Annotated in this window: 22 protein-coding genes and 1 pseudogene; 5 read left to right on the plus strand and 18 right to left on the minus strand. The window is 45.8% G+C overall.

The window, feature by feature from the left end; genetic code table 11:
* Positions 1 to 80: 80 nt before the first annotated feature.
* The 3 genes from EPB59_RS07470 to EPB59_RS07480 all read right to left on the minus strand — a co-directional run bounded on the left by EPB59_RS07470 (position 81) and on the right by EPB59_RS07480 (position 2,897).
* Positions 81 to 875 (minus strand): ABC transporter ATP-binding protein, encoded by a 795-nt coding sequence (locus EPB59_RS07470; protein WP_055050534.1) that lies wholly within the window; start codon positions 873 to 875, stop codon positions 81 to 83.
* The gene (locus EPB59_RS07475; protein WP_154172120.1) at positions 872 to 1,816 is read right to left on the minus strand and encodes an ABC transporter permease; all 945 of its coding nucleotides are present in this window, start codon (positions 1,814 to 1,816) and stop codon (positions 872 to 874) included. The genes EPB59_RS07470 and EPB59_RS07475 overlap by 4 nt, the downstream gene beginning before the upstream one ends.
* Positions 1,817 to 1,931: 115 nt before the next feature.
* Positions 1,932 to 2,897 (minus strand): ABC transporter substrate-binding protein, encoded by a 966-nt coding sequence (locus EPB59_RS07480; RefSeq protein WP_055050532.1) that lies wholly within the window; start codon positions 2,895 to 2,897, stop codon positions 1,932 to 1,934.
* 439 nt (positions 2,898 to 3,336) lie between these two features.
* Here EPB59_RS07480 and EPB59_RS07485 point away from each other — a divergent pair, with 439 nt between their 5' ends.
* Positions 3,337 to 3,747: a VF530 family DNA-binding protein gene (locus tag EPB59_RS07485; protein ID WP_154172122.1), complete on the plus strand. Its 411-nt coding sequence runs from the start codon at positions 3,337 to 3,339 to the stop codon at positions 3,745 to 3,747.
* A gap of 115 nt (positions 3,748 to 3,862) precedes the next feature.
* On the opposite strand, the gene yfbV is transcribed toward EPB59_RS07485, so the two are convergent.
* Positions 3,863 to 4,315, minus strand: a complete 453-nt coding sequence (gene yfbV / locus EPB59_RS07490; RefSeq protein ID WP_154138727.1) for a terminus macrodomain insulation protein YfbV — start codon at positions 4,313 to 4,315, stop codon at positions 3,863 to 3,865.
* A gap of 348 nt (positions 4,316 to 4,663) precedes the next feature.
* On the opposite strand from yfbV, the gene EPB59_RS07495 reads away from it, so the two are divergent.
* Positions 4,664 to 5,860, plus strand: a complete 1,197-nt coding sequence (locus EPB59_RS07495; RefSeq protein WP_055050529.1) for an acetate kinase — start codon at positions 4,664 to 4,666, stop codon at positions 5,858 to 5,860.
* A 135-nt stretch (positions 5,861 to 5,995) separates the two neighbouring features.
* Entirely contained in the window at positions 5,996 to 8,140 is a 2,145-nt protein-coding gene (pta, locus tag EPB59_RS07500; RefSeq protein ID WP_055050528.1) for a phosphate acetyltransferase, read from the plus strand.
* Positions 8,141 to 8,224: 84 nt separating this feature from the next.
* On the opposite strand, the gene EPB59_RS07505 is transcribed toward pta, so the two are convergent.
* The 6 genes from EPB59_RS07505 to EPB59_RS07530 all read right to left on the minus strand — a co-directional run bounded on the left by EPB59_RS07505 (position 8,225) and on the right by EPB59_RS07530 (position 14,872).
* Entirely contained in the window at positions 8,225 to 9,172 is a 948-nt protein-coding gene (locus EPB59_RS07505) for a glutathione S-transferase family protein (RefSeq protein ID WP_154172124.1), read from the minus strand.
* A gap of 148 nt (positions 9,173 to 9,320) precedes the next feature.
* Positions 9,321 to 10,313: a murein tripeptide/oligopeptide ABC transporter ATP binding protein OppF gene (gene oppF, locus EPB59_RS07510; RefSeq protein WP_195706950.1), complete on the minus strand. Its 993-nt coding sequence runs from the start codon at positions 10,311 to 10,313 to the stop codon at positions 9,321 to 9,323.
* Positions 10,310 to 11,281 carry an ABC transporter ATP-binding protein gene (locus EPB59_RS07515; RefSeq protein ID WP_055034377.1) on the minus strand — a complete coding sequence of 324 codons (972 nt, stop codon included), beginning with the start codon at positions 11,279 to 11,281 and terminating at the stop codon, positions 10,310 to 10,312. The genes oppF and EPB59_RS07515 overlap by 4 nt, the downstream gene beginning before the upstream one ends.
* Before the next feature lie 27 nt (positions 11,282 to 11,308).
* Positions 11,309 to 12,211 (minus strand): oligopeptide ABC transporter permease OppC, encoded by a 903-nt coding sequence (gene oppC / locus EPB59_RS07520; protein ID WP_055034376.1) that lies wholly within the window; start codon positions 12,209 to 12,211, stop codon positions 11,309 to 11,311.
* A gap of 13 nt (positions 12,212 to 12,224) precedes the next feature.
* The gene (gene oppB / locus EPB59_RS07525; RefSeq protein ID WP_009355309.1) at positions 12,225 to 13,145 is read right to left on the minus strand and encodes an oligopeptide ABC transporter permease OppB; all 921 of its coding nucleotides are present in this window, start codon (positions 13,143 to 13,145) and stop codon (positions 12,225 to 12,227) included.
* A 95-nt stretch (positions 13,146 to 13,240) separates the two neighbouring features.
* The gene (locus EPB59_RS07530) at positions 13,241 to 14,872 is read right to left on the minus strand and encodes an ABC transporter substrate-binding protein (protein ID WP_055028660.1); all 1,632 of its coding nucleotides are present in this window, start codon (positions 14,870 to 14,872) and stop codon (positions 13,241 to 13,243) included.
* 622 nt (positions 14,873 to 15,494) lie between these two features.
* Here EPB59_RS07530 and EPB59_RS07535 point away from each other — a divergent pair.
* Positions 15,495 to 16,307, plus strand: coding sequence for a phosphate/phosphite/phosphonate ABC transporter substrate-binding protein (locus tag EPB59_RS07535; RefSeq protein WP_154173201.1), 813 nt, complete (start codon positions 15,495 to 15,497; stop codon positions 16,305 to 16,307).
* A gap of 3 nt (positions 16,308 to 16,310) precedes the next feature.
* Positions 16,311 to 17,915 (plus strand): ATP-binding protein, encoded by a 1,605-nt coding sequence (locus EPB59_RS07540; RefSeq protein ID WP_154172128.1) that lies wholly within the window; start codon positions 16,311 to 16,313, stop codon positions 17,913 to 17,915.
* A gap of 20 nt (positions 17,916 to 17,935) precedes the next feature.
* On the opposite strand, the gene EPB59_RS07545 is transcribed toward EPB59_RS07540, so the two are convergent.
* The 8 genes and pseudogenes from EPB59_RS07545 to EPB59_RS07580 all read right to left on the minus strand — a co-directional run bounded on the left by EPB59_RS07545 (position 17,936) and on the right by EPB59_RS07580 (position 26,005).
* Complete coding sequence (locus EPB59_RS07545) at positions 17,936 to 19,279, minus strand: response regulator (protein WP_055050523.1); 1,344 nt, start codon at positions 19,277 to 19,279, stop codon at positions 17,936 to 17,938.
* Positions 19,266 to 20,873, minus strand: a complete 1,608-nt coding sequence (locus tag EPB59_RS07550) for an EAL domain-containing response regulator (protein WP_154172130.1) — start codon at positions 20,871 to 20,873, stop codon at positions 19,266 to 19,268. The genes EPB59_RS07545 and EPB59_RS07550 overlap by 14 nt, the downstream gene beginning before the upstream one ends.
* Positions 20,873 to 22,176, minus strand: a pseudogene (locus tag EPB59_RS07555) (sensor histidine kinase). The gene EPB59_RS07550 and the pseudogene EPB59_RS07555 overlap by 1 nt, the downstream one beginning before the upstream one ends.
* Before the next feature lie 12 nt (positions 22,177 to 22,188).
* Positions 22,189 to 23,508: a sensor histidine kinase gene (locus tag EPB59_RS07560; RefSeq protein WP_154172132.1), complete on the minus strand. Its 1,320-nt coding sequence runs from the start codon at positions 23,506 to 23,508 to the stop codon at positions 22,189 to 22,191.
* A 10-nt stretch (positions 23,509 to 23,518) separates the two neighbouring features.
* Positions 23,519 to 24,103, minus strand: coding sequence for a chemotaxis protein CheC (locus tag EPB59_RS07565; protein ID WP_055050520.1), 585 nt, complete (start codon positions 24,101 to 24,103; stop codon positions 23,519 to 23,521).
* On the minus strand, positions 24,100 to 24,465 hold the full coding sequence (locus EPB59_RS07570; RefSeq protein ID WP_055050519.1) for a response regulator: 366 nt from the start codon (positions 24,463 to 24,465) through the stop codon (positions 24,100 to 24,102). The genes EPB59_RS07565 and EPB59_RS07570 overlap by 4 nt, the downstream gene beginning before the upstream one ends.
* 35 nt (positions 24,466 to 24,500) lie before the next feature.
* Complete coding sequence (locus EPB59_RS07575) at positions 24,501 to 25,643, minus strand: HDOD domain-containing protein (protein WP_055050518.1); 1,143 nt, start codon at positions 25,641 to 25,643, stop codon at positions 24,501 to 24,503.
* Entirely contained in the window at positions 25,640 to 26,005 is a 366-nt protein-coding gene (locus EPB59_RS07580) for an Hpt domain-containing protein (protein WP_154172134.1), read from the minus strand. The genes EPB59_RS07575 and EPB59_RS07580 overlap by 4 nt, the downstream gene beginning before the upstream one ends.
* Positions 26,006 to 26,222 lie beyond the last annotated feature (217 nt).

A 26,222-nucleotide genomic window follows, 5' to 3' on the forward strand; every position in this document is an offset into this window, starting at 1 on the left:
GCCAAGAAAAACCCAAAAATTGCTAGATTTTGTTGGTAAGGACACTGCAAGTTTTCACTACTTCCAGTTAAAAACTGCAATCAACTCAGTAGCAGGCTGTCATCCGCCAACTCTTCACCTCGTACTTTAGAGAACATCTCCAGCAGCTCTGGAACACCCATACTGGCACGTTGTGCACCCGTAACATCCAATACAATCTGGCCTTGGTGCAACATGACCGTACGATCACCACAAGCCAGAGCATCTTTCATCGAGTGGGTCACCATCATCACGGTTAAATTAAACTCTTTAACAATTTTTTTCGTCAGATCAATGATGAATGCCGCCATACGAGGATCGAGTGCTGCAGTATGTTCATCCAGTAGCAAAAGTTTACTTTCTGACAAGGTTGCCATCACCAAACTTACTGCTTGGCGCTGGCCACCAGAAAGCAGACCAATATTGTCGCCCAGGCGATTTTCTAACCCTAAGCCAAGAATACTAATGCGCTCTTGAAACAATTTGCGGCGCTGACTGGAAAGCGCCAAACTCCAACCGCGGTTTTTGCCACGCATGTAAGCAAGCGCCATATTCTCTTCGATGGTCAGGGCTCCACAAGTCCCAGCTAGCGGATCTTGAAACACACGCGCACAAAGGTTAGCGCGTTGATCGACACTCTGTTTAGTTACATCAATCTCATCAATTAATACCTGACCGCCTACGATGGGGGTTTCACCTGTGACCGCCCCGAGCAAAGTTGATTTCCCTGCACCATTAGAGCCAATCACAGTTAAAAATTGATGCTCAGGAACCTCTAACGATACACCGCGTAACGCGCGATTCTCCAAAATCGTGCCAGAGTTGAATGTCACCTGAATATCTTGCAAACGGATCATACTGCTTCTCCTGAGGCGCTTCCCTGCTGAGAGACTTCCGACTTCTGAGCAGGTGCGTTACGCTTTTTTGTTTTCAAATTCCTTTTGATCTTCGGCATGATCAGCGCCAAGGCGACCAAGACCGCCGTGATTAGGTTAAGATCCGAAGCTTGTAAGCCAAACATACCTGAGCTAAGCGCAAAAGCCACCGCCAAACGGTACAGCACAGAGCCAACAATCACAGCGACGACAGCGACCCATATTTTACGTCCAGGAATTAAAGTTTGACCCAAAATGACCGCCGCAAGACCAACCACAATGGTGCCGACGCCAGAGGTTACATCCGCAAAACTGTTGGTTTGCGCAAATAGAGCACCTGCAAAACCCACAAAACCATTAGACAGCGCCAAACAGAAATAGGTATAAAATGCGGTGCTTGCCCCTTGGGCTGCCACCATACGCGCGTTGACGCCTGTGGCTCGCAATCCTAAACCGAAATCGCTGTTCAACAATCTGATCACGAATAGAGCAGAGATAAGAACCAGAACGGCGACCACCAGAGGACGAATAAAAACGGGATCGCCTAGAGCCTCAAAGGGAGTCAAAATCGTATCTTCCCCTAACAAGGCAAGATTAGGACGCCCCATGATGCGGATATTGATCGAAAATGCAGCAATCATGGTCAAAATCGAGGCTAACAAATGCAAAATACCACAGCGCACAGTCAGAAATGCCGTTACCCAGCCTGTGGCAGCACCAGCAAGAATCGCTAATCCTGTTGCCACCCAAGGGTTAATCCCCGCCACAATTGCGGTTGCTGCGACCGCAGCTCCCATAGGAAAACTACCATCGACACTCAAATCTGGAAAATCGAGCACTCGAAAAGTTAAATACACGCCCAAAGCTACTAAGCCATACAACAAGCCAAGCTCCAAAGCGCCAAAAAAGGCAAAAGCAGACATACATACTCCTTTCTGCTTCAAGGCGTTAGATAACTCCAACACCTTGGAATATACGCTTTCTACAGGTCGTTACCGCTCAATAGCAGAAACGACCTGTGATTTGGATATTGCTTAGTTATTTGATGCTGGTTGCACGTGCAAGCACGGCTTCAGGAATGGTGATACCCAACTGTTCAGCCGCAGCCTTGTTGATCACAAGATCTGAGCCTTTTGCGACTTGAACATCAAGCGAGCCCGGCTCTTTACCTTCTAAAATAGCCGCCACATAGTCAGCGGTTTGCACACCGATCTGATAGTAATCAAAACCGAGGCTCGCAATCGCGCCGCGTTCTACATAAGAAGTCGCTGCACCAAAGACCGGGGTTTTGGCTTGGTTAGCCGCCACAATCATACCTTCGATTGCACTTGCGACAGTGTTGTCGATCAGGGCATAGATCACATCAGATTTTTCGGCGATCGCTTGGGTAGCAGATTGAACATCAGCACTTTTCAGCGCGGTAGCTTCGACCAACTTAATACCATGCTTTGCAGCCGAGAGTTTGAGTAACTCCATTAAGCTGACTGCATTGGCTTCACCTGGGTTGTACACCACGCCGATCGATTTGACGTTTGGTAGGATTTCTTTAATCAGTTCAACATGCTGTTCAACCGGAGACAGATCAGACAGACCTGTGACGTTTTTGCCCGGTTGTTCAAGTTGTTTTACCAACTTAGCACCAACAGGGTCGGTCACTGCAGTAAACACGATAGGAATAGTTTTAGTTGCAGAAACCAGTGCTTGCGCAGTAGGTGTTGCAATACCAACTAACACATCTGGATTTTCACCAACAAATTGACGCGCAATTTGTACAGCAATGGCAGGATTACCTTGCGCGGTTTTGTAATCAAACTCTAGGTTTTTGCCTTCTTCATAGCCTTTGGCTTTCAATCCATCGAGTAGTCCTTGACGTGTTGCATCCAAAGCAGGATGTTCCACAATTTGTGACACCGCGACTTTGGCTGTTTTGGCCATAATACTCTGAGAAGACAGTAGTGCAGCTCCGGCTAGAACGGCGGTAGCAATAACTTTGCCTGCTTTCATCTTAACTCCTTGATATAAAGCATAGTTTTTATGATGTTGTGTGTGGGTATATATTTAATAGTTTTTATTGGACACTCAAGGTGTCGCTGACAACATTATTACCAGTAACTTTAGGCAAAGGGAAGTAGGATTTAACAGTCAGATAACAGAAAAAAGTGCAGAATTTGGTCAATGTCGAAAATGGAAGTGAAGTTGACTATACCCAAACGACTTCGAGTTGCAGATGACAGTGGGTAAATTGATTCTCATGAGTGTAAAGAAGCGATGTGATTGAGGTGAACTAATAAAAGATGATCCCCATAACAGATAACCATAGGGATGTAAGATCAACTCTGCTAGAATTCGCCCCCCTCGCCGGGATCAACAAGTACATGACTCATATCTGCCAAATCTTGGTATGCCTACCCTATCTACCATTTACCCTTAGGAGCCGATTATTATGACCGATCAAGAAAGAATCGAACTACAAAAGAACAACCCATTACACGGCCTTAAGTTAGAAACCTTGCTACAAGAGCTGGTGGATTTTTATGGCTGGGATATTTTAGATACAGCAATGCACTTTAACTGCTTTCATACCAAGCCTTCGATTGCTAGTAGTGTCAAATATTTAAACAAGACCGAGTGGGCACGAGAAAAACTAGAAAACTTTTATCTCTATCGCTTTAAACGCATGCCTCGCGCTTCCAGTGAAGAGTTTAATCTCCCGCCACGCGCACGAACTTTCCCTCATGGCCTACAGCCGAAAGAACCGATGCAATTAACAGTAGACTCTATTTTGAAATCTCAAGCGAAAGCAGCTTCTGCTCATAAAGAAAGAACGTCCCGCAGTCGCCACACTCAGCGCTAAGTTATCTTGAGCGACAGAGCTAAGTTGCCTTAGCCTACTGTATGTTTCCGTGGCCAACTATCCGATATCCGTTGGCCACAACTGACTGACGAGGCAAACCCTCTAGGCGGAAGAATTAAAACCAACGTTCTAGCGCAGTATCATCCAACTGACGAAACGCGCGATTCAGCACATGAGCCAGCTCTTTATAACGCGGTTTGCTTTTGATCGGCTCAAGTGCAAATCCGGTTTCAACTATCTTCATATAGAGTTCACGGTACCAACTGGCTAGCGCGGGAGGCAGTTGAGTATTCGCGCGATTACCTAACCACCAAATACCTTGCAATGGCAGGCTCATGGCAAACAAAGCAACCACAATCGCTTGAGGCATGGCTTGCGTATTGGTAAACACCATTTGAGTCAATACGCTGATCGCCGCTACCGCTGGCATCACTTTAATCGCGAAGCGAGTCGCCTTGATCACACGTTGCTCAGGAAACAGCGGATTTAACTCTTTGCGTATCGGCCAAATATCCATGTACTTCTGGCCGTCTTTGAGGCTATGCACGATACCGACTTTATTATTCATACCCACTTCCTCGCTGCTCTTTGCTCAACCCACTAAAATTTAGTTGAATGATTCAACAAAAGACGCAAAAATTTGACAAAAGCTAATATTGATTCAAATTTTTTTTGTTATATTTGTCTATTATCGCTATGCTCTGCGGACTCTCAATCTCATTGTTGCCCTTATTTACAATTTAGGCAACGTTGGGACGATTCCTGCACGGATTGCATCGACGATTTATACTGACTTTGTCACGTCTCCACGATACGGAAATTGACGTTTTATTGACCGAGATTAGTGCCGTACATCAAGGCGTCATCTATTCTTGGTACTGATTTTATCCTAACCGATTATTACAGGTAGTCACACATGTCTAAGCTGGTTTTAGTTTTAAACTGCGGTAGTTCTTCACTTAAGTTTGCAGTTGTTGACGCTCAAAGCGGTGAACAACATCTTTCAGGTCTTGCTGAATGTTTACACCTTCCTGAAGCTCGTATCAAGTGGAAATTGGACGGCAAGCACGAAGCTCAACTGGGCGAAGGCGCAGCACACGATGAAGCCCTGTCGTTCATCGTTGAAACTATTCTTGCTTCTAAGCCAGAACTGGCAGCTCAACTGAAAGCTATCGGTCACCGCGTAGTACACGGTGGTGAGCAGTTCACTCAATCAGCACTGATCGACGACGCTGTGCTGAAAGGTATCGAAGATTGTGCCACTCTAGCTCCACTGCACAACCCAGCACACATCATCGGTATCAAAGCAGCGCAAAAAGCGTTCCCTGCACTACAAAACGTAGCCGTGTTCGATACTGCGTTCCACCAAACTATGCCTGAAGAAGCGTACCTGTACGCTCTGCCATACAAGCTGTACAAAGAGCACGGCATCCGTCGTTACGGTATGCACGGTACTTCTCACCTGTTCATCGCACGTGAAGCGGCTGAGCGTTTGGGCAAACCAGCTAACGAACTGAACATCATCAACTGCCACCTAGGCAACGGTGCTTCTGTTTGTGCGATCAAAAACGGCCAATCTGTTGACACTTCTATGGGTCTGACTCCACTGGAAGGTCTGGTGATGGGTACTCGTTGTGGTGATATCGATCCTGCGATCATTTTCCATCTGCACGATGCACTGGGTTACTCAGTTGAGCAAATCAACACAATGATGACCAAAGAATCAGGTCTGCTGGGTCTGACTGAAGTGACTTCTGACTGCCGTTTTGTTGAAGACAACTACGGTCAAAAAGAAGAAGCAACTCGCGCAATGGACGTGTTCTGTCACCGTCTGGCGAAATACGTTGCAGGCTACACTGCAAGCCTAGAAGGCCGTCTGGATGCGATCACTTTCACTGGTGGTATCGGTGAAAACTCTGCGCCTATCCGTGAAATGGTTCTGAACCGTCTAGCGATCTTCGGTATCACTGTTGACAGCGCAGCAAACCTGAAAGCGCGTTTCGGCGGTGAAGGTGTGATCACGACTGCTGACAGCCGTATCCCAGCGATGGTTATCGCGACTAACGAAGAGTTAGTGATTGCAGAAGATACAGCTCGTCTGACTAACATCTAATTCGACTTACACTGGCTAACTCAGGTTAGCCAGTGTCATTTAGGGGCTCAGCGTAAGCCTGTCCTGCGTTTGAGCTTTGTCACTTTCAATCTAAGCACCTTAGATTGGTATCAATAGTGTTGAGGTACTTTACCAATGTCCCGTACTATTATGCTTATCCCAATCAGCGCTGGCGTCGGTCTGACTAGCGTGAGCATGGGTCTCCTGCGTTCTATGGAACGTAAAGGGGTTAGCGTTTCTTTCTATAAGCCTATCGCACAGCCACGTACTGGCGATGACCAACCTGACCTGACTTCTACTGTCATGAGCCGCAACAGCGACATTAAGATCGGTGAGCCGATGAGTATGTCTGCTGCAGAAGCGTTGATTGGTAGCGAGAAGATGGACGTTCTGCTAGAAACCGTGGTTGAACGTTACAACCAGATCAACAAAGATGCAGAAGTGACTCTGATCGAAGGTTTGGTTCCAACACGTAAACACCCTTTTGCTAACCAAGTGAACGCGGAAATCGCCAACACGCTAGGCGCAGAAATTGTGTTCGTTGCCACTCCGGGTACTGATAACCCAACGCAACTGAAAGAGCGCATTGAAGTCGCATGTTCTAACTTTGGTGGCACCAAGAACAAGAGCATCTCTGGCGTTATCATCAACAAACTGAATGCACCGGTTGATGAAGCGGGCCGTACTCGCCCTGACTTGTCTGAAATCTTTGATGATGCTGACAGCGCGAAGCAAGCCAACCTGGAAGTGATGCAGATCTTCAACACTAGCCCGATCCGTGTTCTGGGTTGTGTGCCATGGAGCATCGACCTGATTGCGACTCGTGCAATCGATATGGCGAAGCATCTGAAAGCCGAAGTCGTCAATCAAGGCGAGATCAATACCCGTCGTATCAAGAGCATCACTTTCTGTGCACGCTCTCTTCCACACATGATTGAGCACTTCAAACCAGGTTCGCTGTTGGTAACCTCAGCAGACCGTCCTGATGTGATTGTGGCTGCGGCACTGGCGGCAATGAACGGAGTGGAAATTGGTGCGGTACTGCTGACTGGCGGTTACGACATCCCACATGAAATCGTTAACCTGTGTAAACCTGCCTTTGATACTGGCCTGCCAATTTTCAAAGCGCAAGGTAACACATGGCAAACTTCGCTGAACCTGCAAAGCTTCAGCCTTGAAGTACCTGCAGACGATAAAGAGCGTATCGAATTCATCAGCGAGCACGTAGCAAGCCACATTGACGGCCCATGGGTAGACTCTCTGACTGAAGGTGCGCAAGCGTCTCGTCGCCTGAGTCCACCTGCGTTCCGTTACCAACTGACTGAACTGGCTCGTAGCGCGAACAAGCGTATCGTATTGCCAGAAGGTGATGAGCCACGTACCGTGAAAGCAGCAGCTATCTGTGCTGAGCGCGGCATTGCACAATGTGTGCTACTGGGTAACCCAGAAGAGATCAAACGTGTTGCTGCGCAGCAAGGCGTTGAGCTGGGTTCTGGTATCGAAATCATCGATCCAAAAGTAGCGCAAGAGCAATATGTGGCTCGTTTAGTGGAACTCCGTAAGAGCAAAGGCATGACTGAAGTGGTTGCGCGTGAACAACTGGATGATACCGTTGTTCTGGGCACTATGATGCTTGAGCGTAACGAAGTTGACGGTCTGGTTTCTGGTGCGGTTCACACCACAGCGAACACCATTCGTCCACCGCTACAAATCATCAAGACTGCACCAAATGCGTCTCTGGTTTCATCAATCTTCTTTATGCTGCTGCCTGATCAGGTACTGGTATACGGTGACTGTGCGATCAACCCAGATCCAAACGCAGAGCAACTGGCTGAGATTGCTATCCAGTCTGCAGATTCCGCAGCAGCCTTCGGTATTGAGCCTCGCGTAGCGATGATCTCTTACTCAACTGGTACTTCTGGTCAAGGTGCTGACGTTGATAAAGTACGTGAAGCAACCCGCATTGCGAAAGAGAAACGTCCTGATCTGATCATTGACGGTCCTCTGCAATACGATGCAGCGATCATGGAAAACGTAGCGGCTTCTAAAGCGCCTAACTCGCCAGTGGCAGGTAAAGCGACCGTATTCGTATTCCCAGATCTGAACACAGGTAACACCACTTACAAAGCGGTACAACGTTCAGCGGATCTAGTGTCTATCGGTCCTATGCTGCAAGGTATGCGTAAGCCAGTTAACGACCTGTCTCGCGGCGCATTGGTTGACGATATCGTTTACACCATCGCCCTGACAGCTATCCAAGCAGGTCAAGAGCAGAAATAAGTCTGACTTATCGGCTTAAATGCAAAGCCCCCGAAACTCGGGGGCTTTTTTATGCTCTTTATTCATGAAATCTATGGTCGCATTTCAAACAATCAGCTCTCGCTGATGCGGACTCAGGAGATCCAATTGCGGCCCGACGGGCACGACTTGAGTTGGGTTGATCGTGGTATGGCTGAAGTAGTAATGCCGCTTAATATGGTAAAAATCGACCGTTTCTTGAATGCCGTCTACTTGATACAACTCACGCAAGTAGCCACTCAGGTGTGGGTAATCTGCAATACGTTGGCGATTGCATTTGAAATGCCCGACATACACTGCATCAAAGCGAATCAGAGTCGTGAATAAGCGCCAATCGGCTTCAGTAATTTGATGCCCAGCTAAATAGCGGTGTGTTGCGAGATGCTGGTCAACCTTATCTAATGCTGCAAAAAGCGCTTCAAACGCTTCTTCATAGGCTTTTTGCGTAGTCGCAAAACCACAACGATATACCCCGTTGTTGATGTTGGGATAAATAAAATCATTCCATTCATCTATAACCGTTCGTAAAGCTTTGGGGTAATAATCGGTTTCATTGCCCGTTAACCCATTGAATGCACTGTTCAACATGCGAATAATTTCAGAAGATTCATTACTGACGATGGTGTGTAGCTTCTTATCCCACAATACAGGCACAGTCACTCGCCCTGTGTAATCGGCTTTTGCGTGGGTATACAGTTGATGTAGTTGGGTATAACCATAGAGAGGCTCAGGGATGCCAAACTGCCAACCGTGCGCAAGCATGTCTGGACAGACAATTGTCACATCAATATGCGCTTCAAGTCCTTTGAGCGCGCGGAAAATCAGTGTTCGATGCGCCCATGGGCATGCCAATGAAACATACAAATGATAGCGGCCAGATTCAGCACTAAAACATGCACTGGGCGCGGCTTCAACCCAATCACGAAATCCTGCGTCTTCGCGGACAAACTCGCCGTCACTTTGCTTAGTGTCGTACCACACGTCATGCCACTTACCTTTGATCAGTTTGCCCATGTTGCCCCCTTTCTGCTTCTTTTGGGCATTATAAGTAACTGAGCTGTGGACTTAACCCAAGGCTGTTGGCCGTGTTGTTCAAAAAATTCGAATACAAAAAAAGCGCGATCCAAACAAGGAATCGCGCTTGGCCCGTCACAGGCTGAATTTATGCCTCAGCGTATAAACAAGAGACTGAGTGAATATCCGAACCTTTAATCACTGGTTTGGTTTTCGCACACTCTGCCGTTGCTTGAGGGCAACGAGTACGGAACACACAACCGGAAGGCGGGAACATTGGTGAAGGTAAATCCCCTTCCAGCATCTGGATGGTTTTATTGCGTTCCAGATCAGGGTCTGGAATCGGAACGGCTGACATCAGTGCTTTCGTGTAGGGATGTTTAGGATTCGCAAACAACTCTTTGGATACCCCAAGCTCCACCGCATTGCCCAAATACATCACCAATACACGATCAGAAATGTGTTTTACTACCGAGAGATCGTGCGCGATAAACACCAGACTTAAACCGAGCTCTTTTTGCAGCTCTTTCAGCAAGTTAACCACCTGAGCTTGAATCGACACATCCAGTGCTGAAACCGGTTCATCACAGATGATCATCTTAGGTTTGAGGATCAATGCACGAGCAATACCGATACGCTGACACTGACCACCAGAGAATTCATGTGGGTAGCGGTTGATCACGTTAGGCAGTAAGCCTACTTTCATCATCATCTCTTTTACCCGATCTTTCACCTCTTGCTTTGAAAGTTCAGGATAAAACGTTTGCAGTGGTTCCGCGATGATATCCCCCACCGTCATCCGTGGATTGAGGGATGCCAATGGGTCTTGGAAAATCATCTGGATTTGCTTACGCGTTGCACGACGTTTGACTTCCTGCATGCGGGTTAAATCTTGGCCTAACCACAGCACTTCGCCATGAGTCGCTTGTACCAAGCCGATGATGGCACGTGCAAAAGTTGATTTACCACAGCCAGATTCACCCACTACGCCTAGCGTTTCACCCTCATACAGACGTACATTTACACCGTCTACCGCTTTCAGGGTCATCGGTTTGGTCCACGGCCAAGCCGATTTTGGCGTGATGTTGAAGTGGACTTTCAGATCTTTAACGTCCAGTAATAATTTTTTCTCTGCGCTCATTTTGTCCAAGCCTCCCAATCAGAAAAACACGCACGTTGACGGTCATTGCCAAACGGCAGCAGAATCGGTGCTTCACGCTTACAGCGATCCGTCACGCGATGGCAGCGCTCTTGGTAAGGGCAACCCACTGGCAAACGCAGCAAGTTAGGCGGGTTACCCGGAATGGTTGGCAACACTTCACCTTCCGAGTCCAAACGTGGAATGGCACTTAGCAGACCTTCTGCGTAAGGGTGGCTTGGGTTATAGAAAATATCGTTTACTGAACCGTATTCCATAGTACGGCCGGCATACATCACCAGCACTTTGTCACAAGAGCCTGCAACCACACCCAAATCGTGAGTGATCATAATGATGGCTGTATTGAACTCACGCTTCAGATCGTTAAGCAGTTCCATGATCTGCGCTTGAACCGTTACATCCAATGCCGTGGTTGGTTCATCGGCAATCAACAGTTTTGGACGGCACAACAGCGCCATCGCGATCATCACACGTTGACGCATACCGCCTGAAAACTCGTGCGGGTACATGGTGATACGCTTACGCGCTTCTGGAATTTTTACCGCTTCCAGCATACGAACTGACTCTTCAAATGCTTCCGCTTTACCCATACCTTTATGCAGCATCAGCACTTCCATCAGCTGATCGCTCACTTTCATGTAAGGGTTGAGTGAAGTCATTGGGTCTTGGAAAATCATCGCGATTTGCTCAGCGCGCACTTTATTCAGTTCACGCTCCGGCAGATTGAGGATCTCTTTACCCTCAAATTTTGCGCTACCAGTGATTTTGCCGTTTTTGGCTAATAGCCCCATGATGGCAAACACGGTTTGTGATTTACCTGAGCCGGATTCGCCAACAATACCTAAGGTTTCTCCCTGTTTCAGAGAGAAATTGAGATCGTTCACTGCGGTAACAATACCGTCTTGGGTAGAGAACTCTACGCGCAGATCTTGGACATCTAATAAACTCATCATTACTTCCTTTTGATTCTTCTTGGTTTATCTGTCTTTCGGATCGAGCGCGTCACGCAGACCATCACCGACATAGTTAAAACAGAACAAGGTCAATACCATGAATGCAGCGGGGAATAGCAGTTGCCAAATGGCCACTTCCATTGTGTTTGCACCCTCTTGTAGCAGAGCGCCCCAACTGGTCATCGGCTCTTGCACACCAAGGCCAAGGAAAGAAAGGAAAGATTCGGTCAAAATCATGCTTGGGATCAGCAGGGTTGAGTAAACCGCTACAATGCCCAATACGTTTGGTACGATATGGCGAGTAATGATGTTCCACTTACTCACACCACACACATGTGCCGCTTCGATAAACTCTTTGCTACGTAAGCTCAGGGTTTGACCACGTACGATCCGCGCCATATCTAGCCATGCAATCGCACCGATCGCCACGAAAATCAGCACGATGTTACGGCCAAAAAACGTCACCAATACGATAACCAAGAACATGAATGGGATAGCGTAGAGGATTTCCAGAATACGCATCATCACACGGTCAGTACGTCCACCAATAAAACCCGATGCCGCGCCATACAGGGTACCGATCAGTACCGCGACGAGTGCACCCATGATACCTACCATCAGTGAGATACGGCCACCCACGAGCGTGCGCACGAAGAGGTCACGCCCAAGAGCATCAGTACCAAACCAGTGTTCAGCCGAAGGTGCGGCATGCATTGCATACCAGTCAGTATCTTCATAGCTATAGGCTGAAAACATCGGCAGGAATATCACAGCCAACGTGATCAGGGTTAGAACAAACAAACTCACCATCGCCGCTTTATTGCGCATGAAGCGAATTCGCGCGTCTTGCCATAGGCTGCGGCCTTGGATCTCAAGGTTTTGCGAGAAATTTTCAATCGCCGCTAAATTTTCTTTTTTCGTCAACATTATCTAAGTCCTATTAGTAGCGAATCTTCGGATCGATGTAAGCGAGAAGAATATCGACAATCGCGTTAAACAGAATAAATAGGAAACCGATCAGGATCGTTACCCCCATCACCAGAGAATAATCTCGGTTGAAGGCGGCGTTAACGAAGAGCTTACCAATACCAGGTAAACCAAAAATGGTCTCAATAACAACCGAACCCGTGATGATACCGACGAAAGCAGGTCCCATATAAGAAACGACAGGCAACAACGCTGGTTTCAGCGCGTGCTTCACCACGATATAACCGTAACTCAAGCCTTTCGCACGAGCGGTACGAATAAAGTTACTGTTCAGGGTTTCAATCATCGAACCACGGGTAATACGGGCAAAAGTAGCCACATACAGCAGAGACATCCCCAAAACTGGCAGAGCCATATATTTGAAGCCGCCGTCTTGCCATCCCCCAGCCGGGAACAGATTAAAATTGATCGCGAAGATATAAATCAGCACAGGAGCCAAAACAAACGAGGGCATCACCACCCCTATCATGGCGGTCGACATGATGGTGTAGTCAACCCAAGTGTTCTGCTTCAAGGCGGCAATGGTTCCAACCGTTACCCCCATGATCACGGTGAAGATAAATGCGGCTAAACCGATTTTCACCGACACTGGCAGTGCACTGGCGATCAGTTCATTCACCGTATAGTCTTTGTACTTAAACGATGGACCAAAATCACCCTGAACGATGTTGGTTAAATAAGTGAGATATTGTTCAGAAACCGGCTTATCTAAACCGTATTTAGCGTTGATGTTGGCCATGACTTCTGGCGGCAAAGGACGCTCTGAAGAAAATGGGTTACCTGGCGCGTAGCGCATAAGAAAGAAAGATATAGTAATCAACACCAACATGGTTGGGATTGCTTCAAATATCCTTTTTGCTATGAATTTAAGCATAAACTCACTCTTTCAATCTGTGACAAGGAAAAGAAAAGACCCTGCATGTGAATTTCACATGCAGTGTCTGTGTTATTTATAGTTTTATGGCTCGATTATTGAGCTTTGATGTAAAGATCTTTCATATAGATCTTGTCTTCCGCGTTGTTCGATGGGTAACCACCGACTGTTGGAGAAACAAGACGTGATCTTACGTATTGATAGATAGGCGCGATTGGCATATCACGAGCCAACAACTTCTCAGCTTCAGCATAGAGTTTTTGACGCTCTTCTTCTGACGTTGAAGTCATCGCTTTTTCTAGCGTCGCATCATACTCAGCACTGTGGTACTTAGAGTCATTCGATGAGTTGCTTGACATCAATAGAGTTAGGAATGAAGACGCTTCATTGTAGTCACCACACCATCCCGCACGAGTCGCATCAAAGTTACCTTGACGACGCGTATCTAGGAAAGTTTTCCACTCTTGGTTTTCCAGTGCGATATCAACACCCAATGTCGTTTTCCACATAGATTGAACTGCAGTTGCAATCTTCTTGTGGTTTTCAGATGTGTTGTACAGCAGAGTGAATTTCAGAGGGTTTGACTTGTTATAACCCGCAGCTTCAAGAAGTTTTTTCGCTTCAGCCACACGCTCTTTCTGCGTCATTTTGCCGTAAGCCGGCATCTCTGGGCTGAATCCTGCGGTGATTTCTGGGGTCAGGAAGTATGCCGGTTTTTGGCCTTGACCTAAGATCGCATCAGAGATGACATCACGGTCAATCGCATAAGAGAGCGCTTGACGTACACGAACATCATCAAATGGTGCTTTGGCTGTGTTAAAGCCGTAGTAGTAAGTACAAAGTTGGCCTTGCACTTGAACAGATTCTGGATGCTCTTTTTTCAGACGTTTGAAGTGCTCAAGAGGCAGTTCGTTGGTGATCTGAATTTCACCCGATAGGAAGCGGTTCATCTCTGCCACTTGGTTTTCGATTGGCAGATAAGTCACTTTGTTCAGAACGGTATTTTTGTCGTCCCAGTATTGAGGGTTGCGTTTCAGCTCTAAACGCTCGTTCACTACCCATTTATCGAGAACATAAGCACCGTTGCCTACGAAGTGTTCAGGCTTCGTCCACTGTTCGCCATACTTTTCTACTGTCGCTTTGTGAACAGGCTTCACAGTAGTGTGACCCATCATCATCACGAAGTAAGGCACTGGGCTTTCCAGTTCAAACATCAGCGTTTTGTCATCAATCGCTTTCACGCCCAAAGTAGACTTGTCTTTTTCTCCTGCGATGATTTCTTTCGCGTTGATCATCTTGGTGTATTCCATATACCAAGAGTAAGGAGAAGCCGTAGCAGGATCGACAGCGCGTTGGAAGCTGTACACGAAATCCTGTGCGGTAACAGGGTCGCCATTTGACCATTTTGCATCTTTACGGATGTGGAATGTAAAGGTTTTGTTGTCCGTCGTTTCCCAACTATCTGCTACACCCGGTACCACGTTGCCGTTAGCGTCTTGGTTAACCAAGCCTTCTAACAGGTCACGAATCACGTTAGATTCAGGAACACCTTCGGTTTTATGTGGGTCAAGTGATGCGACTTCAGTACCGTTACCACGAACCAGCTCTTGAACAGGAGCAAGTTTGGTACCAGCAGGAACATTCGCTGCAAGGGAGGAAAAAGATGTAGCGGCCACCGCTAGACCAGCACTTAACAGCAGTGCTTGGGTGATTTTGTTCTTATACATGCATAAACTCCAAGTTTTAGTATTGCATCCATGACTTCCATGTCAGGTATTCAGAACGGCTGATTGTTGTCGTTTGTCGTATAAGTTTTAAACAAAGGCAACTTACACCTGACAGGGATTGCGGCACACATTAGCAATCATTGAATTAATTTGCCATAAAAATGTCTTAAAAACCGACTATCCTCTTTGGTTTTCTCAGACATCAGTAAAAAACTTCACCACTCGTGATTATCTCTAGTGAATTAGAGCGTGGAAGCTGGCCTAAACAGACAATGTGCAAGATTATCTAGTGCACACCCAATGTACAGTGCATTATGCTAGATAACTCAGATCTATTTAACATTTCGTACACAAACACTCCAACTCTTAATGACAATGCACTGTCTAACACGATAAAAATGTGAGCCACCTCAAACCTACGTTTTAAGCAATCGTTTGGCATAAATCACTAGATTTTGTACTAGCGTCGCGTACATTCGTCATCTGACCCATAAGCGTAAATTTTGTTGAACAGAATGAAGGCCATTCATCCACAAAAATTGTGCACTGGAAAATAATCACCAAGCTGATCAACCATTTTCTATACTTACCCCATTAGTATTAGAAAATGAAAGGCAACAATATGCGCTATGAGTGGTTTGGGTTAGTTTGGTTTTTCTCTTCGTTAACATTGGCATCCACCCTTTCTTTTGGTGTGGTGCCACAACAATCTCCTGAAGAGTTGGCTAAACGTTGGGTTCCTATCCTCGAAAGCCTTTCAAAAAGCACAGGCATGGATGTGGAATTTCGTACTGCGGCAACAATTCCTGAATTTGAACAACGGGTGCTAAAAGGAGAATACGATGTGGTGTATATGAATCCTTATCACTACACCTTATTCCACCAAAACCCCGGATATATCGCGTTTGCTAAACAGAAAGATCAAAAATTACAAGGCATTATCGTAGTAGCTAAAGAAAGCCCGATTCGCTCCATTCAAGATCTCAATCTCCATACCTTGGCATTTCCCTCTCCTGCTGCTTTTGCGGCAACCATTATTCCTCAAGCCTCATTAATTCAAGAGGGCATCAATATTGACTCTAAATATGTCTCGTCACACGATTCTGTGTACCTTAATGTGGCCAATGGTTTTTTTATCGCGGGGGGAGGGATTAAACGCACCTTTGATACTGCCCCCAAAGCGGTCACCAATCAGCTGCGCATTTTATGGGAGAGCCCACGCTTTACTCCCCATGCGTTTGCTTACCACCCAAAACTAACTAAAGATCAGGTGGTTACGCTACAAACTGCACTACTGAATCTTTCTCAAACCGAGCAAGGAAAATTGCAGCTGCAAGCTATTGGATTTACGGGTATTGAAGCCGCACAAGACAGTGACTGGAATGATATTCGCGCTTTAAACATCCAGACGTTGTCTCATCTGCTGAAGGAATAAGCAATGTCGATACGCTTGAAGACAATGCTCGGTGTGGCCTTGATTGAAGCGATTTTGCTAACCATTTTAATCACATTCACCCTGAGTTATCTCGAATCCACCAACTATAGTGGATTGCAAAAACGTGCTCAAACAACCATTACTCTGTTTGCCACGATGGTGAAGAACCCAGTACTTGCCTATGATCTTGCCAACATTGAATCGGCGACGGCCCTGATGATGTCAAACCAAGACATTGTTTACGTGGCCGTAGAAAATCCACATGGTCAACGGCTGGCTTTTCAAGGTAATCGTGAATTATTCGAAGCTTATCATACGATTAACGACCAAGACTTTTCCCAACTACAACCTATTTACAGTATCAGTGACCAAATTGAAGTCAGTGGTACTGTTTTTGGAACGGTCTTTATCGGTTTTGACCTCTCCTACCTTGAACAACAAATCGGTCATGCGAGACGCTGGACATTGCTTATCGTGCTTGGCGAAATGGGGCTTGTTGCCCTATTCTCCTATCTGCTTGGTCATGCTCTAACCCGTCGTTTAACTGAGCTGAAAGTGGCGACCGATCAAATCACATTTGGTAACCGTGACGTACTACTCGATCTACAAGGACATGATGAAATCAGCCGCGTGGCACACTCTTTTCAACAAATGGTGCAATCACTCCGCCATTCTGAATCAACCATGCGTGATTATCAGCATCAGCTTGAACAATGGAATTTAGAATTAGAAGATAAAGTTAATCAACGAACTGAAACACTTTTATCTAAAAATCAGCAGCTTGAAGAAATAAACACCAAGCTAACACTGATGAAAGATAAGTTAGTCGAAACCGAAAAAATGATCTCAATTGGCACACTTGCGGCGGGGTTTGCCCATGAAATCAACAATCCAAATGGCGCTCTAAAAAGCCATTTACAACTGCTCCAGCAAGATTTTCAGCAGTTAAAAATCGGGTTTGATTCGATTGAAACCATGCTCAAAGACAGTCCTTATTACGCCCAGTTTTCCCAAACCCAACGAGAGCTTTACTTGGATGAGAGTTTTTCGGGCATTGAAGAAAGCTTGAAAGATGCCCTACATTGCGTCGATCGTATCAAAGTGATTGTCGATAAGGTTCAACACTGTCAAGCTCAACCTAATACTCATAATAATCATTGGTTTTCCCCGTTGAGTTTGCTGGAACAGGCGATCCAAATCAGCGACCTGAACCAGTGGATCGTCTGGAAAGACAAAGCACCTTATCCACCGATGATTTATTGTGATAGCCATGATGTAAGCCGCGCATTCAGTGCGATCTTACACAACGCTTATCAAGCCTACGCGAAAGAAACGCTTGAGCGGCGGATAGAACTTTCGCTGCGCCATACCCAGCAGCAACTGGAACTTGAAATTACTGATTTCGGACGCGGCATGAGTGTAGAAGAGAAACAGCATGCCTTTGATCCCTTTTTCACAACGCATGACGTTGGTCAAGGTGTTGGCCTTGGGTTAACTGAGGCCTACAGTAGCATCAAAAAATACGGAGGAGATATTCAACTTTTCAGTGAACTAGGCCAAGGTACTCGAGTTCTCATCACCCTACCACTGACCTCTGCGTCCCCTTAAAAACGCCATCACCTCTAGGCTTAACCAATGTAAACCGGAATCGGCATGTTCATTTCTTGTTCAAGGTCTTTTAGTTTACGCAACAAAGATTCATTCATCTTGTTTCCAGCGGTGAGCATCAAGCTACCATTAGGCAAATAAATATCGCGCTTGATGATCATACCCGGACGCACTTCATTAAGACTCACGCACAACTCCATACCCTCTTCAATACGGGTTACAGCACTCACAATCGTAATGAATGCTTCAACCACTTGTGTATCGTAGCAAATACCGGCTTGTTGACGCAGGTAACCTTGTGCGCTCTTGGTGTGCATGCGTCTTGGGTTATTAGCGCCTGAGACAAAGAAATCGTAATCTTTCACCACTTTGATGATTCGAGCCCCTATCGGGATCTGCTCCCCTTGAAAATGGTCGGGTTTGCCGGTGCCATCATATAGTTCATCCTGATGTCGAATTATCTCCATCAAAGGCTCAAAGCGTTTAATCCGACCCACGATTTCTGCCCCCAAAATCGGGTTCACATTCGGGGTTATCGGGATATCAGAATCTTGATCAACCTTAACCACTTTCCAATCATTGCCAGATTCACCAATCAAACCAATTTGATGCATTAAGCCACATAAATAAACGTGACTGGCCACTGTTTCGGGTAATTTGAGCTTGATTGCCACTGACTTGGCTTGGTTAGCAATTCGCTCGGCATGATCGGCAGGAAATCCGGTACGATGCTGAATAATTGCCGTGACCATAGCAAGAATATCTTTAAACGTTTTATTACGAGAGGCCAGCGATACTTCCAGCCGTTTATTGGTATCTTGTAGCTCTAAGGTACGTTCTTGAACTTTCACTTCTAGCTCTTGGTTAAACTCTGCCAGCTTCTGGTTATTCTCAGCTAAGGCTTGGTTAGCAACTTCAAGCTCTTTGTTGCGCTCCTCCAACTCAATCGTCAGGCGCTCTTTATCTCGGGTTAAACGATAAAACTCAGCCGCCTTTGCCACAATCAACTTAAGGTTTTCATTATCCCATGGCTTGCTGATGTAGGTGTGTATTCCGCCTGCATTGACCGCTCGAACCGTAGATTGGATGTCGGCATACCCTGTGAGTAATAAGCGCACCGTTTGTGGCTGCATCTCTCGTACTTTCGCCAAGAAATCCGCACCATCCATTTCAGGCATACGCATATCAGAAATAATGATATGAATAGGATTTTCCTGCAGATACTCCAACGCTTCCGCCCCGTTATCAAAGGTGACTACGTTGTAATCCATGCGTAATACTCGGTTAAGCGCTTTGAGAATATCGTTTTCATCATCTAGCAGCAGAACATTTAACTTATCATCGTGCGTATTATCCATTTGCATAGCGCCCCCTTTCTTTCTTGAGGTATGTCAGGACTTTCTGTGGCGAGATTGCGGGGCTGACTAAATACCCTTGCACCATATCGCATCCCATCTCTTTTAGAATTTGGTACTGTTGCTCAGAATCAACCCATTCAGCAATCACTTGCATCGACAAGGATTTAATGCTGGCGATCATGGCATTCACTATCACGTTACTCGAATCCGAGCTCCCTAAACTCTGGATAAAACGTCCATCAATCTTGACGACGTCAAACGGGATCTCACACAAGTACTCATAACCCGAGTAGCCTGTACCAAAATCATCTAAAGCACAGCGTATTCCTAATAATTTTAGCTTATAAATCTCATGTTTAGCGGCATCAAAATCGGCAATCAGATCATGCTCGGTAATCTCAACCGAAAGACGAGGCAGTGCGGCTTCGGCTTGCTGTTGCTCGGCGATGTTAAGTAACAAGCGGTAGAAGCTACCGTCAGTCAACATCGTACCCGGAATATTAACCCCGATGGTGATGTCTTGTAGGCCATCTTGCTCATCGGACAAAAAGGTCAAGATATCGCGTACCATGACTTCGGTAAGTTCAGGGATCAGATGGTATTTTTCTAAGACCGGAAAAAAACGATCAGGCATCTCATAAGTGCCTTGTTCCATCCATCGTCTTGCTAAGGCTTCGAATGCGATAATCTCACCAGAGATAAGGTGTTTTTGCGGTTGATAAAACGCGCCAAAGCGGCCTTGTTGCAAATCACGATAAATATTCAGCAACTGTTTGATTTCCAGAGCGTCTTCTATCTTTCCATACCAATAAACAGGAGCATTTTCTAATAAAAGGGAGGCTTGAGAGGAAGCCTTATCGAACGACAAAACTACCTCCGACCAAGATTCTATATCAGTGATCGCACAGCGTGGCGCGCAATCCACGCGACTTCTCGATACCGCTTCAAAGCCTGTAAGGAGTTTAAATAGTGTTTGATACCATGAGGTTAACCGGTGAACCACCCAGAACCAACGTTGGCCTTCTTGATACAGATTATCGGAATCCGGTAATTGACTGATAAGATGTTGAGTCATTACAGCCTGCTGCTGCTCATCAATCGGAGTCGTAGCTTCAATGATCAGCACAAGATACGGATGATCAGCCAGAGAATGCAGAAGAGATATTTGTTTGTTTAGAGCTTGCAGGGTTTTCAGCCCCGAGGTGGCATTAAATTCTTGCTCACGATCTAACTCACTAAAGCAATGCATGATGGTTTGTAATAAATAGGTTCGATCCCAAGGCTTTAACAAAAATTTGTAGAGCTCACCTTCATTTAATGCCCGCGATAATCCATCCATATCCGCCTGACCGGAGAGAATTAACGACATAATCTGCGGATAACGTCGATTAATCTCAATCACCAAATCCGCACCATTCATACCGGGCATTCGATAGTCAGAAATCACCATCTGGATTGGGTGTTGCTGCAGGATCTCTAAGGCTTCTTGAGCACAGCTTGCGGTATATAAATGAGAAAAATAAGGTCGCAACTCTCGCTTCAACGCATTGAGCACCGCAGGTTCATCATCGACCAGTAAAATCTCGCGGTTTGCCTGCATCAAGCCCCTCCTTGTGCATGCACCGTTTGCGGCAAAATCACATAGACTCGGGTTCCAACCCCTTGTGTTGAACAAAGCTTAATTTTACCGTGATGTTCTTCGATGATTTCACGTGCGACCGATAACCCTAACCCAGCCCCATCGCCCACTTTTTTGGTGGTGAAAAAGGGCTCAAACACTTTCTCAAGATATTCGGGACTGATCCCTTTACCATTGTCTTCAATCATCACTTGCACACGCGGAATACCTTCACCGGGCCAGCGTATTTCACTGATTTCTATATGAACAATGCCTTCATGAGTAGCAGAGACAGATTGCACAGCATTGATGATCAAATTGATAAACACTTGTTGGAGTTTGTTGTAACTCCCCGAATGTAATAAGGTTTGTCCGGCGATGGGTAAATAAACTGAGCGCGGAATTTTAAATCACCAATGATCAACGCCAGAGCAGAGCTGACCACATCGCGCATATCGATTTCAGCCAGATTTTCACTCGTATGCGCATACACATTGAGGCTTGAAACGATATTTTTGATCCGTGATAAGCCTTCTAAGCTCTCCATCAAAATCGCTTCACTGTCTGCAATCATTTCTTGTAATTGCGGATCGTCTATCTGTTCAATCTGTGGATGTTGTTTGATTTTGGCGACATACTCATTGAGAAAACTGAAATTGCTCATCACAAAACCGAGCGGATTATTGATTTCATGGGCGACACCGGCTGCTAACTTACCCAAAGATGCTAGCTTCTCTTCTTGCTGAACTTGATGCTTGTCGATCACCGATTTACGAAACTGCAACATGGAGTAAAGCGCACTTTTGGTCACATCAAATAAGGCATACAACTCATCACGTTGTTGGTGGCTAAACCCATTTTCTGAGGGCTGCATCATCAATAAGAAATAGTGGCTTTCTGCGGTATGAAACTTCACCGCCAATGCACTGTGACATTCAGGGAAATAATGCGCATATTCTGCCAACCATACGGCGTCATCCCGCACATTCGGCAAGCAACGCCACTCTTCATCTAACAAACCAGAGAATGTTCCACGGTTTTGCGGGACATTCGATCCGCCACTGGTTTGAATAACACGCCAACGTTCATCGGTTTGATGTTCGAATAACGCAATTTGGCACCCCGGTACCAGATCGTTGATGGTGGTCATCAAACTATCAAACTTTCTTTTGGGTTTTACATTGGAAAACAAAACCTTAAGGAAAGCTAATAACGCAAAAGGAATGTGGCTATCATTCCCTTGCGCCAGCATGTTCACACATGAAGTTCGTTGTTTATCAACCATACTCCACCCCATTTACGCCGCATTGGGATCGGTATGATTTACCGTTTCCGGAATCGGATTAATCGGTAGACGGATCACAAACTCACTGCCTTTACCGACTTCACTGGTCACACTGATGGTGCCATGATGCTTATTGATAATGCCGTAGGAAACTGACAGGCCTAACCCCGTCCCTGATCCAACTGGCTTAGTGGTGAAGAAAGGTTCAAAAATTCGCTCACGGATATCTTCAGGAATACCACACCCAGTGTCTTGAATACGAATCTCCACAAACTCGGTATTGGCGGCCTGTAAGGTGATGGAAATCGTTCCATCACCCTCAATGGCATGACTGGCATTGACAAGAATGTTCAACAGTACCTGATTGATCTGCATTGGCTGACAAAACACATCTGGCACACTCGGCGCATAATGTTTTTCTACCGTGATGTTGTATTTGATCTCGTTATTGATGATTTTCAGTGTCGATTCGATACAGTTCTCTAAGTTGGCATATCCCCATTCAGAACGATCCACATGTGAAAATTCTTTGAGGTTTTTGACGATCGACATCACTCGTGATGAGCCTTCTAAAGACTCAGTGATCAACTCGGCAGTATCCTCCAAAATAAAATCGACTTGCCCTTGTTTAAGGATGTTTTGGCACGCTTCTATCAAGTCAGCATCCTTACCTTGGTCGATGATTTTAATGATATTTTTCAACACTTTTTCTAAGCTGTTGAAATAGTCATTTAAGGTTTGCAAGTTGGAGGTAATAAAACCAACGGGGTTATTAATTTCATGGGCGATCCCCGCAGAAAGCTGACCTATCGAGGCCATTTTTTCTGATTGAATCAATTGCCCTTGAGCGTCTTCGAGTTTTTTGATTAATACCTTTTGCGATAAATGTTCTTCTTCCAACTTCTGTGAAACACGCTTTAATTCCAGTTGTTGGCTAGCTTGAATCGTCACATCGTAAACACACAGACAAACGTGCTCTATTGAGCCATCATCACTATGGATGGGGACGACTTCGAGATCCTGATACATTTTTTCTTCATCACCAGAAACCGGACGAGAGCTTTTAAAAGGCAAAAGATGGGGCTTTTGCTCCCAGCTACTGAAACTTGAGGATTCAATGACTAAGGCGGTATCGATTTTGCGTTTTAAGTAGTCTGCAGATTCAGGAAACAGGTCAAGAATGTTCTTCCCTTGCATGGTTTCCCCATCAAAAATGACACGAGATTCAAAATACTCATTCACTTTGACGATCACATAATCGTTACGCACAATGCACAGCGCAAAAGAGAGCTGATCCAGCAGTTCAGAGAGCAACAAGCGACTCTTTGCCATACTCGTCTCCTTACATCAACAGTTCATCGAGATGCGCAAGTACCTTATCCAACTCTTTATCTGCAAAACAGATGATGGTTTTCGCCGAAAAAGAGGCTTTCTCAACCAAAAAGTTGATTTCCATAATGAGTGACAACCGCCATTGCAAAATCGGCAAAGGCTGATGGTTTGGGTCAAAAAGCACAGGAGGCTGGATTTTGGTTTTCAGCTCAATTTGCTGACAGAGCCCTTTCAAACTCGCGCCCGAAAGAATGTTGGAAATATCCAAAATACTCTCTTCAATGCTCACTAACCCGTTCATCATGCCTTTGGAATGATTCAAATCATTGACCACTTGTTCACAACCACGGCGGCTCATTAAGGTAATCAGCTCACCATCCATTCCGCCATAAAAGGATTGTCTAGTGTAATAATAATCGGTGGCATAGGATTGCAGAGCTTGCATATCCTCTTCGGTAGCGACTCGGATATTGGGAACAGAAATGGTGACATGCAAATTGAGCAAGGTCGCCAATTTACTGGCTGCTCTACCCATTGAGATGTTCATAAATTCCTGCAATGCATCTTTATGATCTGCGGAAAGTACTATGCTCATAGCAACCCTGCCTCATGAAGTGTCTGTTCCAGTTGCGCTGGATCAAGCGGTTTTTGCAAAAAATTCAACGCGCCTAATTCCCGAACTCGTTGTTGAACCAAAGGTTGAATATCTGCACTGATCACAATAACTAAGCATTTCGCATCAATATGATGAAAATGTTCCAGCACTTGCATCCCATCCATTTCAGGCATCGTTAGATCCAGAAACATCACATCCGCGAGACCATTGTTATAATGTTCGACCGCCTCTTTGCCATTTTGAGCTTCGGTTATTTCTACATCCCAACCGGCAGGAATCGCCCTAATCACGGACTTGCGCGACATCTTTGAATCATCTGCTACCGTTAGTCGAATCGCCATACATTCACTCCCTTAACAATGCAGTATTTCACTGACTAATCTGGAAAAAACTGCTCTTCTAGCTCTTTGAGCGCACCCTGTATTGATTCAGGTGTCTTTTGCACTAGCTGTCGGTACTCATTGATTTGCCGACAATTTTCAATTTGATTGGCCAAGCATGAGAGGCTACCAAGCTGTTCTAAATGTTCACCGCTATACGTCGTCAATCTTTGGTTAAGAATGATATCCCCTATACCAATATCGTAGCCCCACATAATCAGTATGTATGCCGATATCACATCGCAATCTGCATAACCTGGCTGTAATTGGTAGAAGTCCACAAACTCTTTTTTACTCGCACCATCTTCTAACAAAAGGATTTTTCCGATCGATGTCAGCAGATTTGCCACAAAAATTCGGTCTTGATCCTGGCGCGAATAACCCAGCATTTTGACTAACGCTCTGGCAATCGAACTCGATTTAAACGCGCAATCCGCCACCCACTGATGATCTTCCGCTGAATTAGGATTACTCGGATGAATCGCCAACAGCGAGATCGCTATTGACTCCACCAACACTGCACCTAACCTTGCGACCGCTTCATGCAAAGAATCGGTATTACGGCGAAAACCAAAATAGGACGAGTTAGCAATTTGGATAATTTTGGCGGTCAGTAACGGTTCATGTACGATGGTTTCGGCTATCTCATCCATACTGCAATTGGGCGAGGAGATCACTTGCTGCAGCTTGCGCACAGAATTGGGCAAGATCGGGATCTCTTCCAATGCGCCTAAGCGCCTCCGGCATTCATTATTGAACGGCATTTGATAAAGCCGTTCCATGCATATGAATAGGTGTTCGAAATCCTCATGAGTGAAAGGTTTAGGCAGAACAAATTGCGCGTAAGTATGGGCTTTTTTCGGTAATTCTTGAGTGGTATCCCCCGTCAGTAACACCCGCAAGGTTTGTGGGCTAAGCGAACGCACTTCAGTCAGCAAGGTTTCACCATTTTTACCCGGCATCAGCAGATCGGAAATCACCACACTCGGAGGATCGTCGGTATTCACCACCCATTGTGTGGCATCTTCAACTAAAACGACCTCCCAACTCGGCCGCATGCGTCGAATCATGCGTCCAAGCGCTTTAAGCATAAAATCATCGTCATCGACACAGACGACTTTCATAATCTCTGTTGTCATCGACTACTCACTTTTTGCTGTTCTACATAAATCGCAATCTGCTCCAATACATCACGACTGCATTGACATAATTCAGCGATTTTTTTGCCGTAGCTGGCATGCCAAAGTGGATCTGCTGCGGTTTTCATTTCTAGCTGGAAGCAGAGTTCCGACAAGGTGTCACAACCAATAAATCGTGCGGAAGACTTCATACTATGTACTAAACGATGCAGATCACTCACCGATTGTGTGGCACTGATTTCCACCAATTTAGGTAACTGTACCTGCATCGTTTCTTGATAGCTGATGAGCATAGATTCCACGAGTTCGCTTCCCACCATTTTGGCGATCGTAGCAGTGTTAAATGCGGCGCTCTGCTCCATATTTTCTTATTCCAGTGTCAGGGTTGCGATATAAACCAATACCTTAACCACAGTGTAGTTCAATATTAGCCCGATGAACGGCCTTGAAGCACAGTTTTAGTTTTAAAGTTAACAATAAACTTCATACTCAAGGTCTGGTGGATTGCTCATAATCTTGAGTAGGGATCTGCGTCAAGGTTTGCTAGAATGCCGCGTTTCAAAACACCGGAAGCCATAT

It is taken from the genome of Vibrio metoecus (assembly GCF_009665255.1).
GTDB classification, from domain to species: Bacteria; Pseudomonadota; Gammaproteobacteria; order Enterobacterales; family Vibrionaceae; genus Vibrio; species Vibrio metoecus_B.

Coding starts and splice junctions, on each gene's coding strand:
- EPB59_RS07580 (WP_154172134.1), bottom strand. CDS start 26,005: ATGGAGCAGAGCGCCGCATTTAACACTGCTACGATCGCCAAAATGGTG.
- EPB59_RS07560 (WP_154172132.1), bottom strand. CDS start 23,508: ATGGCAAAGAGTCGCTTGTTGCTCTCTGAACTGCTGGATCAGCTCTCT.
- EPB59_RS07545 (WP_055050523.1), bottom strand. CDS start 19,279: ATGCAAATGGATAATACGCACGATGATAAGTTAAATGTTCTGCTGCTA.
- EPB59_RS07505 (WP_154172124.1), bottom strand. CDS start 9,172: ATGGGCAAACTGATCAAAGGTAAGTGGCATGACGTGTGGTACGACACT.
- EPB59_RS07495 (WP_055050529.1), top strand. CDS start 4,664: ATGTCTAAGCTGGTTTTAGTTTTAAACTGCGGTAGTTCTTCACTTAAG.
- EPB59_RS07485 (WP_154172122.1), top strand. CDS start 3,337: ATGACCGATCAAGAAAGAATCGAACTACAAAAGAACAACCCATTACAC.
- EPB59_RS07470 (WP_055050534.1), bottom strand. CDS start 875: ATGATCCGTTTGCAAGATATTCAGGTGACATTCAACTCTGGCACGATT.
- EPB59_RS07540 (WP_154172128.1), top strand. CDS start 16,311: ATGTCGATACGCTTGAAGACAATGCTCGGTGTGGCCTTGATTGAAGCG.
- oppB (WP_009355309.1), bottom strand. CDS start 13,145: ATGCTTAAATTCATAGCAAAAAGGATATTTGAAGCAATCCCAACCATG.
- EPB59_RS07515 (WP_055034377.1), bottom strand. CDS start 11,281: ATGAGTTTATTAGATGTCCAAGATCTGCGCGTAGAGTTCTCTACCCAA.
- EPB59_RS07480 (WP_055050532.1), bottom strand. CDS start 2,897: ATGAAAGCAGGCAAAGTTATTGCTACCGCCGTTCTAGCCGGAGCTGCA.
- oppF (WP_195706950.1), bottom strand. CDS start 10,313: ATGAGCGCAGAGAAAAAATTATTACTGGACGTTAAAGATCTGAAAGTC.
- EPB59_RS07530 (WP_055028660.1), bottom strand. CDS start 14,872: ATGTATAAGAACAAAATCACCCAAGCACTGCTGTTAAGTGCTGGTCTA.
- oppC (WP_055034376.1), bottom strand. CDS start 12,211: ATGTTGACGAAAAAAGAAAATTTAGCGGCGATTGAAAATTTCTCGCAA.
- EPB59_RS07475 (WP_154172120.1), bottom strand. CDS start 1,816: ATGTCTGCTTTTGCCTTTTTTGGCGCTTTGGAGCTTGGCTTGTTGTAT.
- EPB59_RS07565 (WP_055050520.1), bottom strand. CDS start 24,103: ATGAGCATAGTACTTTCCGCAGATCATAAAGATGCATTGCAGGAATTT.
- EPB59_RS07550 (WP_154172130.1), bottom strand. CDS start 20,873: ATGCAGGCAAACCGCGAGATTTTACTGGTCGATGATGAACCTGCGGTG.
- EPB59_RS07570 (WP_055050519.1), bottom strand. CDS start 24,465: ATGGCGATTCGACTAACGGTAGCAGATGATTCAAAGATGTCGCGCAAG.
- pta (WP_055050528.1), top strand. CDS start 5,996: ATGTCCCGTACTATTATGCTTATCCCAATCAGCGCTGGCGTCGGTCTG.
- EPB59_RS07575 (WP_055050518.1), bottom strand. CDS start 25,643: ATGACAACAGAGATTATGAAAGTCGTCTGTGTCGATGACGATGATTTT.
- EPB59_RS07535 (WP_154173201.1), top strand. CDS start 15,495: ATGCGCTATGAGTGGTTTGGGTTAGTTTGGTTTTTCTCTTCGTTAACA.
- yfbV (WP_154138727.1), bottom strand. CDS start 4,315: ATGAATAATAAAGTCGGTATCGTGCATAGCCTCAAAGACGGCCAGAAG.